At 47.0% G+C, this 14,441-nt stretch carries 14 protein-coding genes; 7 read left to right on the top strand and 7 right to left on the bottom strand.

What is annotated here, in order from left to right; translation table 11 throughout:
• Positions 1-11 precede the first annotated feature (11 nt).
• From fliG to J2W69_RS00715, 7 genes are all read right to left on the bottom strand, one after another.
• Entirely contained in the window at positions 12-1,046 is a 1,035-nt protein-coding gene (gene fliG, locus J2W69_RS00745) for a flagellar motor switch protein FliG (RefSeq protein ID WP_008898507.1), read from the bottom strand.
• On the bottom strand, positions 1,039-2,757 hold the full coding sequence (gene fliF / locus J2W69_RS00740; RefSeq protein WP_310273589.1) for a flagellar basal-body MS-ring/collar protein FliF: 1,719 nt from the start codon (positions 2,755-2,757) through the stop codon (positions 1,039-1,041). Before fliF ends, fliG begins: the two co-directional genes overlap by 8 nt.
• 16 nt (positions 2,758-2,773) lie before the next feature.
• A complete protein-coding gene (fliE, locus tag J2W69_RS00735) occupies positions 2,774-3,115 on the bottom strand; it encodes a flagellar hook-basal body complex protein FliE (protein WP_310273587.1) in 342 nt (113 codons plus the stop codon).
• A 242-nt stretch (positions 3,116-3,357) separates the two neighbouring features.
• Entirely contained in the window at positions 3,358-4,713 is a 1,356-nt protein-coding gene (locus J2W69_RS00730) for a sigma-54-dependent transcriptional regulator (RefSeq protein ID WP_310273585.1), read from the bottom strand.
• Positions 4,700-5,824 carry a sensor histidine kinase gene (locus J2W69_RS00725; protein ID WP_310273584.1) on the bottom strand — a complete coding sequence of 375 codons (1,125 nt, stop codon included), beginning with the start codon at positions 5,822-5,824 and terminating at the stop codon, positions 4,700-4,702. The genes J2W69_RS00730 and J2W69_RS00725 overlap by 14 nt, the downstream gene beginning before the upstream one ends.
• 122 nt (positions 5,825-5,946) lie before the next feature.
• Positions 5,947-7,398, bottom strand: a complete 1,452-nt coding sequence (locus tag J2W69_RS00720; RefSeq protein WP_310273582.1) for a sigma-54 dependent transcriptional regulator — start codon at positions 7,396-7,398, stop codon at positions 5,947-5,949.
• 128 nt (positions 7,399-7,526) lie between these two features.
• Entirely contained in the window at positions 7,527-8,324 is a 798-nt protein-coding gene (locus J2W69_RS00715) for a flagellin (RefSeq protein WP_310273580.1), read from the bottom strand.
• Positions 8,325-8,564: 240 nt separating this feature from the next.
• Here J2W69_RS00715 and pseB point away from each other — a divergent pair, with 240 nt between their 5' ends.
• Genes pseB through J2W69_RS00680 form a run of 7 tightly spaced genes read left to right on the top strand, consistent with a single transcriptional unit; the run spans position 8,565 to position 14,434 of the window.
• Complete coding sequence (pseB, locus tag J2W69_RS00710; RefSeq protein WP_310273578.1) at positions 8,565-9,566, top strand: UDP-N-acetylglucosamine 4,6-dehydratase (inverting); 1,002 nt, start codon at positions 8,565-8,567, stop codon at positions 9,564-9,566.
• Complete coding sequence (pseC, locus tag J2W69_RS00705) at positions 9,563-10,714, top strand: UDP-4-amino-4,6-dideoxy-N-acetyl-beta-L-altrosamine transaminase (RefSeq protein ID WP_310273576.1); 1,152 nt, start codon at positions 9,563-9,565, stop codon at positions 10,712-10,714. Before pseB ends, pseC begins: the two co-directional genes overlap by 4 nt.
• Positions 10,715-10,717: 3 nt before the next feature.
• The gene (pseF, locus tag J2W69_RS00700) at positions 10,718-11,413 is read left to right on the top strand and encodes a pseudaminic acid cytidylyltransferase (protein ID WP_310273575.1); all 696 of its coding nucleotides are present in this window, start codon (positions 10,718-10,720) and stop codon (positions 11,411-11,413) included.
• Complete coding sequence (pseG, locus tag J2W69_RS00695; protein WP_310273573.1) at positions 11,410-12,510, top strand: UDP-2,4-diacetamido-2,4,6-trideoxy-beta-L-altropyranose hydrolase; 1,101 nt, start codon at positions 11,410-11,412, stop codon at positions 12,508-12,510. Before pseF ends, pseG begins: the two co-directional genes overlap by 4 nt.
• Before the next feature lie 28 nt (positions 12,511-12,538).
• The gene (pseI, locus tag J2W69_RS00690) at positions 12,539-13,600 is read left to right on the top strand and encodes a pseudaminic acid synthase (RefSeq protein ID WP_310273571.1); all 1,062 of its coding nucleotides are present in this window, start codon (positions 12,539-12,541) and stop codon (positions 13,598-13,600) included.
• Positions 13,600-14,175: a GNAT family N-acetyltransferase gene (locus tag J2W69_RS00685; protein WP_310273569.1), complete on the top strand. Its 576-nt coding sequence runs from the start codon at positions 13,600-13,602 to the stop codon at positions 14,173-14,175. The genes pseI and J2W69_RS00685 overlap by 1 nt, the downstream gene beginning before the upstream one ends.
• Before the next feature lies 1 nt (position 14,176).
• Positions 14,177-14,434, top strand: a complete 258-nt coding sequence (locus J2W69_RS00680) for a hypothetical protein (protein ID WP_008898520.1) — start codon at positions 14,177-14,179, stop codon at positions 14,432-14,434.
• Positions 14,435-14,441: the final 7 nt, after the last annotated feature.

Genomic DNA, 14,441 nt, shown 5'->3' with positions numbered 1-14,441 from the left:
CCAGAACCCTGTTACAGGAAGTCTTCACCACCACCACCACCCAGCATAATTTCACCGGCATCCGCCAGACGCCGTGCAACTGACAGTATATCTTTTTGTGCAGCTTCCACTTCGCTGACACGAACTGGTCCCATGGCTTCCAAATCGTCGTTCAGCAATTCTGCTGCACGTTTGGACATGTTTCTCAGGATTTTCTCTTTTAAGTCGGCATCGGCACCTTTTAGTGCTTTCATCAATGCATCCTGCTGCACTTCACGCAGAATGGTTTGAATGGCCCTGTCGTCAACGTCGATCAGGTTTTCAAATACAAACATCAGATCCTGAATTTGTTGCGCCATTTCTTCGTCATGTTCGCGAATGGAGTCCATCAACTGGCCTTCAACATTAGTATCAAGGTAGTTCATGATATCGGCCGCAGCTTTTAACCCCCCCATTTTCGCGGCCTGAGCACCAGCCTGACCAGCAAACTGTTTCTCCATAATTTCGTTTAACTCCTGCAATGCCGCCGGTTGTACTTCTTCCAGGTTGGCAATACGCATGGTTAAATCCAGGCGCACTTTTTCCGGGAACTGCGACAAAATCTCAGCGGACTGCTCAGGCTCCAGGTAAGACAAGACAATAGTCTGGATCTGCGGGTGTTCGTTGCGAATAATATTCGCCACCTGTTTTGAGTCCATCCATTTCAGCGAATCCAGACCTTTGGCACCACCACCCAAAATAATCTGATCAATCAGGTTCGAGGCTTTCTCTTCACCCAAAGCGGCGGTTAAAGCACGGCGGATGAATTCTTCGCTCTGGAAGCCTATGGTACTGAAATTCTGAATTTGTTCGATAAAAAGCCGGTGCACAGCAGAAATTTTAGCCTGATTCAGATCATCGATCTGCGCCATCGCCATACCGACCTTTTGCACTTGTTTTGGCTCAAGGTGCTTTAAAATCTGTGCAGCGTCCTCTTCTGACAAACTCAGCAACAGGATGGCGGCTTTTTCAACGCCATCTAATTTGCCTACGTCAAAGGCTGGCTTGGTGGTTTCAACATTACTCATCTTCGGCTAACCAATTTTTAACGACCAGTGAGGACAATTCAGGTTCGTTCGCCACCAGGGCACGAACCGCTTTTAACAGGTCTTCGTCACCATGCAAGTCTGGCAGCATCAAGGTGCCATCGGCTGCAAAACCGACTGATTTTGAATCAAACTCGCGGGTTAACATATCCAGAGTATCATCTCCCAGATCCAGACCACTGCTTAATGAAGATTCATCATAAGTGTCCTGTGTATCTTCAGGGTAAATCAGTTTCTTCAGCATCGGACGAACTACGGCAAGGATCAGCACTATGATGATCAGCGTACCCATCACCAGCTTCAGCATACGGGCGAACCATTCCTGCTCGTAAATAGGTGGTTCCACTGCTTCAGCCATTATGCTGCGTGCAAAAGGCACTGAGACCACTTCTATAGTATCGCCCCGTTGCACATCAAAACCAATGCCACCTTGCAATAAACGGCGGATATTTGCAATTTCGGCCTGTGAACGGATTTGAGGCTCAGTCACAGTGCCATCAGCAGCAGTAGAACCAGGTAAATAATCCACAGCCACAGACACACTGATCCGGCGAATCACACCAGACTGCTGAGTTGAATGACTGATAGTGGTATCCAGCTCATAGTTACGGGTCATTTCTTTGGTATTACGACCCGGTATTACAGCTTTGCTGGCATCAGCTCCAACAGCTTGTTCAGGAATGGCACTGTTCAGTGGCGGCTGATTGGTTAAAGCGCCAGGAATGCCGCCTAAACCACCGCCTACACTGTTTTCTTCAATGCTCATTTCGCTGCGCACCGCTGGTAAATCAGGATTAAAGCGTTTTTGCGTTTGTTCAACAGCAGTAAAGTCCATTAATAAATCAACCTGAGCTGTGTAGTTATCTACCCCCAGCACCGGGATTAAAATGGAGTCAATTTTCTGACGATACGCCTCTTCACGGGCGCGTTCCATCTCGTATTCTTTACGACTGCGGGCAGATGAAGCATCTTGCGAGCCACTGTTCAGCAGGCGACCGTTTTGATCCGTTACTGTGACACGACTGGGTTCAAGGCCTTGTACTGCAGAGGCCACTAAATCGACTATGGAATCCACTTCGCCGTCTTTTAAACTTTTACCGCCCCGGACTGTCACCATCACAGTAGCTGAAGGTTGTTTTTCACGGCGGGCAAAAATATTTTCTTTTGGAATGGCCAGCAGTACACGTGCTGAGGCGATGCTCTGAAATTGTTCTATAGTGCGGGCAAGCTGTTGTTCACGACTGTGTTTTAAGCGTTCCATCTCTAAACGCTGACTGACGCCAAAACCACTGTCCTGCATCAGAATTTCATCGCCGGTAGTTTGCAGCTGTTGCAAACCGGCACGAGTCAGTTTGAGTTTAATGTCCTGGTATTCTTTACCAGACACCATCACCACCTGACCTTCCAGCTTGTAATCTACTTTTTGGCTGTCCAGATAATCCAGAGTTTCAATCAGCTCTTTGGTTTCAAAAGTGCCTAAAGGACGCATATCAGGCTCACGAGCCCATAAAATAATCAGTACAGCTAAAGCGATACAAATAGTTAATGCGACAATCAGACTGATTTGACGCACCATGTCCATGCCACCCCCCATAGAGCCAAGGAAGCCGGATTTTTGTTCTTGTTGCACCGGAGTGCTACTGCCAAAATCATCTGACGATATTGCCAGTTCAGTTGAGGTACTTTCTGCCACGTTTTAATCCCCCGCCTTAGACCGGCATCGACATAATTTCTTTGTAGGCTTCAACCAGCTTGGTTCGCACCTGTACTGTGGCTTCAAAAGCTAATGACGCTTTTTGCCCTGCAATCATGGCCTGAGCCAAAGACACTTTAGGGTCCCCCATTTCAACGGCACCGCTAAGTTCACGGCTTTGTGTTTGCAAGCCGTTTACTTTATCAAGCGCACCTTTGAGCATGGCGGAAAAATCGGATTGGCTGTTATTTTGCTCAGGAATAGCCGGGATCGCCATCTCAGAAGATACACTTCGGGCTTGTGAAGCGAGGGATTGAAGTTCCTGATAAAGACTGTGACCTTGACCTTGAATGTTCATCTGCTGGCACCTGTCAAAATATTGCTATTACTACGATTAACAGAGATAAAGCAGGGATCGTGCCAGAATTAAGGGTCAGAGCCTTGCCTCTGACCCTACGTAGTGTTCCTAGTAGGTCAATAAGGCAAAGTTTCACTATAAAACATACACTTAAGCACATAGAGCAAGAGAAGAACTGGGTCTGAATTTCAGACTTGAAGAGGGTAAACAAAAGGTCAGAGCCTAAGCCCTGACCCTGAGGTTCAAGCGGGTAGCTGTATACCAGACTCACGCATCCGGGCCAGTTTGTATCTTAAAGTACGGGCGCTGATCCCCAGCCGTTCAGCCACTTCTTTGCGGCTGTTGGCGCAGGCGCGCATGGTTTCCAGAATAATACGGTGTTCCTGCTCGTAGATCTCAGACTTAAAAACGCTGACATCTTGCTCAGCGCTTTGAGCAAAAGCTGCATCAGGCATGCTGTCCATCATATTGGGTGCTGATTCCAGCAAAATATCAGCAGCATTGATCTGATCGCCATCACAAATAATCAAAGCGCGCTGCACTATGTTGTCCAGCTCACGCACATTACCTGGCCAGTAGTGCTGCATCAGCTTGTGCTGAGCGGCATAACTTAAAGTGGGTTGTGGCATTCCTGTGCTGCGACAATGGCGCTCCAGCAAATGCATCGCCAGTGGCACTATATCTGCCGGGCGTTCAGCCAGAGCTGTCCAGGTCAGTGGAAACACATTCAGCCGGTAGTACAAATCTTCACGGAATTTACCTTCAGCCACAGCTTGTTTTAAATCTCTGTTACTGGTGGCAATGACCCGCACATCCAGTTTAATAGTTTTGCGTGCACCTAAACGTTCGACTTCTCTTTCCTGCAATACCCGCAGTAATTTCGCCTGCAGGTTTAAGTCCATTTCACTGATTTCATCCAGTAAAATAGTGCCTTGCTGGGCTTGCTCAAACTTGCCGGGGCAAGCCTGTATAGCGCCGGTAAACGCGCCTTTTTCGTAACCAAATAAGGTGGCTTCGAGCATATTTTCCGGAATGGCTGCACAGTTAATAGCAACAAAAGGACCATCGGGACGGCCACTTTGCTGGTGAATATAACGCGCCAGCACTTCTTTACCAGAACCACTTGGCCCCAGCACCAGCACGTTGGCATCAGAACGTGCGACTTTCGCCGCCAGTTTTACCAATTGTTTGCCCTGCTCGGAATGCACTACAGGTTCAATAGTCGCAACTTCTGCCCCCAAAGCATAACGACTGACCATATTGATCAGCACTTCGGGTGAAAATGGTTTCGCCAGATAATCCACAGCACCATGACGAATAGCAACCACTGCATCATTGACGTTAGCGTAGGCCGTCATCATCAGCACAGGTAAAGAGGGGTAATTCAGCTTCACAGTTTTGAGTAAATCTAAACCTGACATAGTGCCCATTTGCACGTCACTGATAAGCAAAGAGATTTTATGCTCTTTTAACAGCTGCAACCCCTGCTCAGCACTTTGGGCTGGCACCACCTGATAATTCGCCAGACTCAGCGTGTCACACAATGCTTCGCGTAAGCCGGCATCATCCTCTACGACCAAAATACTAGTTGTTTGCATAACTTAACTCCTGACCTGCAGTGACAGGCCGATAGACCGGAAACAATAATTCAAAACGGGCACCACCCATTGCTGAAGTGCAATAGCGGATAGAGCCATTGTGGGAATGAGCAACAGCCTGCACTACAGCCAGTCCAAGGCCAGTGCCCTGACTACGGGTAGTAAAAAAGGGTTCAAAAATTTGTTGTTGTAAATGCTCTGGTACACCAGGGCCATTGTCTTCAACCGCGATGATCACCTGCTGAGAATTGGCAGGATCTAACCTGGCTTCCAGTTTTAGCACCGCGCCCTGACCTATGATCTGCATGCTGTTTTGGATTAAATTCTGAATAGCACCGGCTAAGCTGCGGGGATTGCCAAGAATTTGCACATCGGGTTCAGGTAACTGGACGCTGATTTGACTTTGTTGTTGTTCTACCAAAGCTTCAACGCCAGCAAAAACTTCTGTCAGCAGTTGCTGTAAAGATAAGGCTTCTACTTGTTGCTCGCGTCCTGCGCGCGCAAATAACAACATGTCATTGACCTGTTGCTCTAAATCCACCAGACGGGCCACCAGCTTGTGCTGAAATTGCTCACGCGACTGTGGATTCAGTTTAGGGCTGGTTAAATTCTGGGCGTATAACAAAGCTGAGGATAACGGCGTGCGGATTTGATGCGCCAGCGACGCCATCATTTTTCCAAGGGTAGATAAACGTTGCAGATGAGCCAGACGGCTTTGCAGTTGACGGGTTTCCGTCAGATCAGTTAATACAATCAACTGCCCTGCTTCTGGTTCCAGTGAACTGATCGCCAGCTTGACTCTGCGACCATCCAACAAAGACACTTCCATGCCATCATCACTGCGTGGCCGGAACGAGCGCGCTATTACATCCAGCCAGCGCTGCCCCACTAAGGGTTCGCCCAGCATAGAAATAGCAACAGGATTGGCTTCAGCCACATAACCCCGTTCGTCCAGTACTATGACGGCTGTCGGCAGGTTATTGACTAAATGTTGCAGACGACGGGCCTGACGGGCCGTAGAAATGGCAGTTGCTGAGGCTGTCGCTATTTCTGGCTGCGCTTGTGGCTGCATTTCTGCTGCAACATAAGCATAAGCTTTGGCTGTACTCATAACGTCTCTGCAAATGAATTGACACTAGCCATTCAAATGCACAAGACATGCCACAATTAAAAACTGATTTAAGATATGTAAAATCAATAACTTAACAGGCCATTTTTTTGACAGTTTGGCTTTCAGGCCTGGCTTTCATCCCGCATTAAATTGTATTTACGCATTTTTTCTACCAGGGTAGTACGGCGCAAACAAAGAATATCCGCTGCTCTTGCAACTACATAGTCGTGCCGCTCTAATGCCTGAGTGATCAGAGAAATTTCCAGTTCAGCCAAAAACTCTTTTAGATCCATGCCCTGCTCTGGCAAAACTTCAATACTCTCTATTGCAGAAAACAGCGGCTCCTCTGTGCTTTCGTCTTCGTCGTCACTGCTTTGGAACAATTCATTAATGGCGTCCCGCTCCAACAAGGCATCCGGATAAACAGGCACATAAGTTTCGACTTCCAGATGGCGGTATTTTTGCGGTAATTCAGCCACATCCACCACCTGATTCGGAAACATAATAGCCATACGTTCCACCAGGTTGGCCAGCTCACGCACATTACCAGGCCATGGGTGCAGTTTTAAACTCTCCAAAGCCCGCTCGGTAAACTTCACTTTGGCATGGCCTTGTTGCTCAGTGCGGATAATCAGTTCCTGCACCAACAGGGGCAAGTCATCGCTTCTGTCGCGTAAAGCCGGAGTTTCAATAGGAAATACATTCAGGCGATAAAATAAGTCTTCACGAAAACGCCCTTCTTCAATCATGTTTTCCAGCGCTCTGTGGGTCGCGGCAATAATACGTACATCAGCCCGGATTGGCTGACTGCCGCCCACCCGTTCATAGATCCGCTCCTGCAGTACTCTTAATAACTTCACCTGCATAGGCAAAGGCATATCACCAATTTCATCCAGGAACAGAGTGCCACCCTGTGCCAGTTCAAAACGGCCTTTGCGGGTAGAGATAGCACCGGTAAAAGCGCCTTTTTCATGACCAAACAATTCGCTTTCCAATAGCTCGGCCGGAATAGCACCACAGTTCAGCGGCACAAAAGGCCCCTGACTGCGATTCGACAACACATGGATATTACGGGCTACTACTTCTTTGCCTGTGCCAGAATCCCCAAGAATTAATACATTGGCGTCTGTTTTAGCCACTTGTTGGATCAGGAAACGGACCTGCTGCATGGCCTGAGTTTGTCCGACCATACCAATAAAACGTGATTGCTCACATTGGCCTTTTTGGCCTGGCAATAACCGTTGGTACTCCTGACAATCCCGCAGCAACTGGGTAAAAGAAGCGTAAGAGAAAGGTTCGGTCAGTAAGCCAACCACATTGGCCAAGCCCAAATGGTGCTTCAGAGTCTCGCCCAGCAGCAAAAAAGCACAAGCCGGATAACGACGGATCAGTTGTTCATGATCCTGACTGGATAAAGCCCCTAATAAAATCACAGCCTGCGAGCCTGCATGTAAATGCTGGTCCAGCTCGTGGTAGTTCAGCAACTGGTGAGTTTCAGAAATAAAACTCAGCACTGCACCTAAACGAGAGGTTCGTTGTTCCTGCTGATCAAGAATATAGAGCTTGGTGGTCATAAGACTCAGACTTTTATTGCTTTTTAGTCATTCTACAAAGCTTGTCTGAGGTTGCAAGGTAAAACGCTATTTTTTTGACACTGGTGTCAAAAAAATAGCGTTTTAGAGACGGGAAAGAGAGTAAAAAATTAAGCTAACAGCTTTAAGGCTTGTTGTTCAGAAATACGGCCCTGGCTTATTACAGAAACAGAAGCCTGTTCACGAACACCAGCTGCAACTTGCTCTGTTACCGCTTTGGCATAATCCAGGTCCTGAATACGGCTGATGGCTTCCTGCTCGTTTACATTCTGCGTTTGCAGATTACGGGCCGTAGACTGCAAAGCGTTAATAGTAGCGCCTAAATCAGTTCTGTTGTTGTCCACCAGTTGTGAAGAAGTCCGGATAGACTTCAGCGAAGCTTGCGCACTTTCGGCAGAAGATAAATCAATACTGAAAGCACCTGAGTCAGTTAACTTAGTGGATAAATCCTGAGTTTTGATAGCAATGCTGCCGTTGCCTGTACCGACAGGAATAGAGCCATCCTGATCAAATAATTTGATGCCGGCAAATTCAGTGTTTTTAATTTGATCCTGAATACTGGCAGCGTAGGCGTCAGCTTGTTTTTGCAATGCCTGACGGTCAGAAGCCGACAATATGCCATTACCAGCCTGTACGGCTAAACGACCCATTTCATTCAGGTTGTCTGTCACGCCCTGCAGACCTTGATCGGCCACAGTAGCTAAAGAAATACCATCGTACACATTCTGTGTGCCCTGAGCTGAAGCATTGGCACTTTGAGTTAAGCGGTTGGCAATTTGCAGTCCGGCAGCATCGTCAGCAGCGCTGTTGATACGACGGGCAGTGGCTAATTTTTTCAGCAGATTTTCAGATTCATTCGAATTGAATTTCAACTGGTTTTCATTGGCGAAGGAGCTACCGATTTTCATACTACTACCTCAGGCTATTCCAGAATGGACAGGCTATGCTTGGAGTTTACCCCAAAATGATCAGCTTCCCCAAGCTTTAGGCTGTACTTTTTTTATGCAACAGCATCACTTCAAGCCTCTGTGGAGCTAAGCACCTATTTAAAAAGGATTTTTTAATAGTGGAATAAATTATGCTAAGGTTTGTTACAGTGGGTACAGATCCAATATGACTGTCAGTTTTATGACACATCAGGGGCGCTTATGTTTGACGGCAAAAATATCTTTATTACAGGTGGCACTGGCTCTTTTGGCCATAAATACACCCAAACTCTGCTTGAGCGGTACAAACCCAATAAAATTATCATCTATTCCAGAGATGAATTAAAACAATACGAAATGCAGCAGAAGTTTAATGCGCCCTGCATGCGTTATTTTATTGGTGACGTGCGGGATCAGGAACGTTTAATCCGGGCCATGCGTGGTGTGGATTATGTGATTCATGCAGCAGCTTTGAAGCAAGTACCTGCAGCCGAATACAACCCTATGGAATGTATCAAAACCAATATCAATGGTGCCGAGCATGTGATCAACGCGGCCATTGAAAATAATGTCCATAAGGTAATTGCGCTGTCGACCGACAAAGCCGCCAACCCTATTAACTTATACGGGGCCACTAAGCTGGCTTCTGACAAACTCTTTGTCGCCGCCAATAACATATCAGGGGGCAGCAAACCCCGTTTCTCCGTGGTGCGTTATGGCAATGTGGTGGGTTCACGGGGTTCAGTAGTACCCTTTTTTGAGCAGCTGAAACAAAAAGGCACTGACCATATGCCTGTGACTCACCTGGAGATGACCCGCTTTTGGATCAGCCTGCAGCAAGGTGTCGATTTTGTATTAAAGAACTTCGAACGTATGTTGGGCGGTGAAATCTTCGTACCCAAAATTCCTTCTATTCGTATAGTTGATTTAGCCAAATCTATAGCGCCGGATTTGCCTATTAAAGAAGTAGGTATACGCCCTGGTGAAAAATTACACGAAATGATGTGCCCTGGTGATATGTCCTATAACACCTACGAATACGATGATCACTATGTGATTGCACCCTCTATCCAGTTTTATAACAGAGGTAATAACTTCACAGTTAATGCTTTGAAAGAAAATGGCAAGTTGGTAGCACCAGGTTTTGAATATGTGTCGGATAAAAACCCGCACTTTTTAACACTGGAAGAGCTGGAGAGTTTTAATAGAGACGCGATGTTATGATCCCTTATGGCAGACAGTCGATAAGCGAAGAGGATATTCAGGCTGTTATAGATACGCTGAAATCTGACTTTCTGACTCAGGGACCTGCAGTGCCAGCTTTTGAACAGGCGTTGGCTAGTTATTGCAATGTGCCTTATGCAGTGGCAGTAAATAGTGCGACTTCAGCCTTGCATATCGCTTGTCTGGCATTAGATGTTAAAGCGGGCGACAGAGTCTGGACCAGCTCCATCAGTTTTGTCGCCTCAGCTAACTGCGCTTTGTATTGTGGGGCTGCAGTAGATTTTGTCGATGTGGAACCTGATACAGGCTTGATGTCTGTCAAAGCTTTGGCTGCAAAATTGCAGCAAGCCGCCGCAGACAATAGCTTACCCAAAGTGCTTATACCAGTGCATCTGGCTGGTCACAGCTGTGCTATGCAGCAGATTTACACCTTATGCCAGCCTTATGGCATACGCATTATTGAAGACGCGTCTCATGCCATTGGCGGCAGTTATTTACAGCACAAAATCGGCAGCTGTCAGTTCAGCGACATCACAGTCTTTAGCTTTCACCCGGTAAAAATTATTACTACTGCTGAAGGTGGTATGGCGCTGACCAAAGATTTAACCCTGGCCGCTCGCATGCAACTGCTACGAAGCCATGGTATTACCCGTAATCCCGAAGACATGACCGAAGTCAGTCATGGCCCCTGGTATTATCAACAAGTTGAACTGGGTCTGAATTACCGAATGACAGACTTGCAGGCTGCTTTAGGTTTAAGCCAGTTAAAAAGGCTGGACACTTTTGTAATGAAACGTCTGGCAGCCGTTGCCCACTACCGCAGCTTGTTGCAAAACCTACCGCTGGATTTACCAGAAGAATGCCCTGCCGGTCAGTCAGCCTGGCATTTGTATATTATTAAATTGCATGACGAAAATCGCCGTTTAGCTGTATTTGAAGCACTACGCAGTGCTGGTATTGGAGTCAATGTGCATTACATTCCTATCCATACCCAACCTTATTATCAACAGCTTGGTTTTCAATGGGGTGATTTACCGCAAGCAGAGGATTTTTACAGTAGAATCATTAGTTTACCTTTGTACGCCGATTTAACAGCAGAGCAGCAGCAAATCGTGGCGTCGGCGCTGCAGGACGCCTGTAAGGAGTAACGGATGCGACTGGCCATTATTCCGGCACGCGGCGGCAGTAAACGTGTTCCGCGTAAAAATATTAAAGATTTTAATGGCAAGCCGATGATTGGCTGGTCTATCGAAGCTGCATTATTATCGGCGGCTTTTGATGAAGTCTGGGTATCAACAGACGATGCTGAAATTGCCGCTGTGGCACAAAAATTTGGCGCCAAAGTACCTTTTATCCGCCCTGCCGAATTATCAGATGATCACACAGGTACCTCAGCCGTAGTGCGTCATGCCATCAATTGGGCCCTGCAACACCAGTTAAAACCCGAATTCGTTGCCTGTATTTATGCCACTGCACCTTTGCTTCAAGCTGAGATGCTAAAAGAGGCCATGCTGCAATTGCAACAGGATGCAGCTTTAGATTATGTCTTCTCCGGCTGTCGTTTTAGTTTTCCGATTCAGCGGGCTTTATATCGCTCTGAGTCAGGCAAAGTAAGCGCAGTAGACCCAGCCTCTATTCCTAAACGTTCACAGGATTTGGCTGAAACTTATCATGATGCGGGTCAGTTTTATTGTGGCCGCGCTCAAAGCTGGCTGGATGCCAAACCAGTGTTTTCGTCAGGTTCTTATTTGTATGAGCTGCCACAGCATCTGGTGCAGGATATAGACACCGAAGAGGATTGGCTGCGGGCTGAACTTTTACATCAATTGCTGTTAAAACGCCTATGACAGTTGCAAAAAAAGCTTTGTTTCGGGTAGATGCATCTTCAGTGATAGGGTCAGGCCATCTGATGCGTTGCCTGACCTTAGCCAAAGCTTTGCAGCGATCCGATTGGTCTGTTGCTTTTGCCTGTCGCGCTCATCCGGGCAACTTAATTCAGTGGTTGCGCGATCAGGGTTTTGACGTCCTTGAATTAACAGCTCCAGCACAAGCTTCAACAAAAAAAACTGCCACAGGTTATGCCGCCTGGCTTGGCGTAACAGAACAGCAGGATGCAGCAGAGCTTAAGCAGTTGCTGCAAGCGCCAGTCGATTTATTAGTGATTGATCACTATGCTTTATCCTCAGTGTTTGAGCAGGCAATGACAGGTTTCTATCGCAAAGTGCTGGTGATCGATGATTTAGCCAACAGGCCTCATCACTGTGATTATTTGCTGGATCAAAACCTCTATCCGCAGCTGCATAGCCGGTATGACTCACTGGTGAATAAAGAAGCCACACTGCTGTTAGGCCCTTCTTATGTGCTGCTGCGTCCGGAATTTGCAACTGTTCAACGAACAGCAAAAACCGATCAGCTGCGCTTTTTAGTTTTTTACGGTGGTACAGACGAGCTGAATTTAACCAGCTTAACCATTCTGGCTTTACAACAACTTCAGAAAACTGACTTTCATGCCGATATAGTGATAGGCCTTGCCAATCCACACAGGATTGAGCTTGAAAAACGTTGTGCTAAAGACTGTCGTTTTAGGTTACATATGAATACGCCACAGATGGCTGAATTGATGAGTCAAGCCACTTTAATGATAGGTGCTGGTGGTTCCACGCATTGGGAACGCTGTGCTTTGGCATTGCCAGCTTTGGTGATGACTTTGGCAGAAAATCAGCTCGCCAGCACTTTATGTTTAGCCGACGCCGGTGCTTGTATTTATCTCGGGCATGGCCAGGACTTAACAGCAGTGCAGTTAACACAAGCTGTGCAACAGCTGTTGGACAATCCAGAGCAGTTGCAACTGATGTCAAAACAAGCCAAACAACTGGTGCCACAAGGCGGCGGTTGTGCTGCTATTGTAGATTTACTCAACACAGAATTTCAGGGTCGGCATTAAAGGCCAACAGCAGTACAGGAAAATACAGATGAGCAAAGCATTTTTGGATATTCAATTAGGCCAGCATTGGGTTGGACCTTCTCATCCGCCTTTAATTATTGCTGAGCTGTCGGGTAATCACGATCAGTCTTTGGATAAAGCGCTGGCGATGATAGATGCAGCAGCTGCTGCCGGTGCTCAGGCTGTTAAATTACAAACCTACACCGCCGACACCATGACGCTGGATATAGACACAGGCGAGTTTTATATCGAAGATAAAAACAGCCTCTGGCATGGCACCACCTTGTATAAGTTATACCAGATTGCCTACACGCCTTGGGACTGGCATAAAGCCATTTTTGAACGGGCGAAAAGCCACGGTATGCTGGCGTTCAGCACCCCTTTTGATCTAACAGCTGTGGATTTTTTAGAATCGCTGGATGTGCCTTGTTATAAAATCGCCTCCTTTGAAAATATCGATCATCCGCTGCTGGCCGCTGTGGCAAAAACCGGCAAGCCTGTAATTATGTCAACCGGCATGGCCAGTCAGTCAGAGCTCGCTGAATCTGTAGAGGTTTTAAGAGCAAACGGCTGCAAAGAGCTGATTTTACTCAAATGCACCAGCAACTACCCTGCCCGTCCTGTCGATGCCAATTTACTGACCATTCCGCATTTAGCTCAGCTGTTTCAATGCCAGGCCGGTTTATCTGATCACACCACAGGCATTGGCGTCTCTGTGGCTGCAGTGGCTTTGGGTGCCACTGTGATTGAAAAACACTTTGTACTCGACAGAAGCGAAGGGGGTGTAGATGCTGAGTTTTCGTTAGAGCCAAACGAGCTGAAACAACTGGTGGAAGAAACCGCCAGAGCCAAAGTAGCCTTAGGTCAGGTTAATTATGGCTGCACTGAAAAAGAAATAGCTTCACGTAAACACCGTCGCTCTTTGTATATAGCAGCTGATTTAAAAGCAGGTGATGTACTTACCACTGAAAACTTGCGCGCTATCCGGCCTGGTTTAGGTTTAGCGCCTAAATATTTGTCGATGCTGCTGGGCAAAACTGTGACCAAAGATGTGGCCCGTGGCACCGCCATGAGCTGGGATTTGGTGTAATGCTGCAAACGGCTTTGCAGATGTGGCATAAAGACGAAATGGCAGCCTTTAATGTGCTGCTAAAACCTCTACAGCCGGATGATTTGGAACAACTGAGGTTGTGGCGCAATAGCCCTGAAATAAGCAATCAAATGCTGGATCAAGCTGAAATAAGCGCAGAACAACAACAGAGCTGGTTTGAACGTATATGCTCAGACCAACGCCAGATGCAGTTTGTGATTTATTATAAAAACCAAAAGGTTGGCGCCTGTAATTTAAAAAGCCCAACGGCTTTGACTGTGACAGAATGTGAGGCTGTGGAAACAGGTTTTTATTTAGGTGAAGCCAAATACCGCGGCACTATACTGGCTTTTTTTGCCGCTTTAGCGCTGAACCAGTATGCTTTTGAACAGCTTGGAAAAAAAACACTGCTCGCGCAGGTAAAAAATACCAATAGCGCCGCCTTAAGGTTTAATGAACAATTAGGTTATCAACCTGATGCACTGCAGCCTTCAGGCGAGATGGTAGCCATGACTCTGGTGCCACAAGCACACCGGGACGCCGCCGCTAAATTTGCAACTTTTATCCGGAATTAATATGAGCAACGAACTAATCCAAACCAACACAGCAAAACTCACTGCCGCTTTTGCCACAGCTTTAGTGGTTGCTGACACACAAATTCATGATGATTTAGCCTACAACAGCATTAAAGAGTGGGATTCAACAGCCCATATGCTGCTGATTGCCGAACTGGAAAACGTATTTAATGTGATGCTCGATACCGACGATATTATTGATATGAGTTCGGTCGCCAAGGCCAAAGAAATACTGAGTAAATACGGAGTCTCGTTCTGATGGCTGC

It is taken from the genome of Rheinheimera soli, from assembly GCF_031457405.1.
Lineage (GTDB): Bacteria > Pseudomonadota > Gammaproteobacteria > Enterobacterales > Alteromonadaceae > Pararheinheimera > Pararheinheimera soli_A.
The sequence above is the reverse complement of the archived record's forward strand: the minus strand, read 5'-3'. Positions and strand labels throughout refer to the sequence as shown.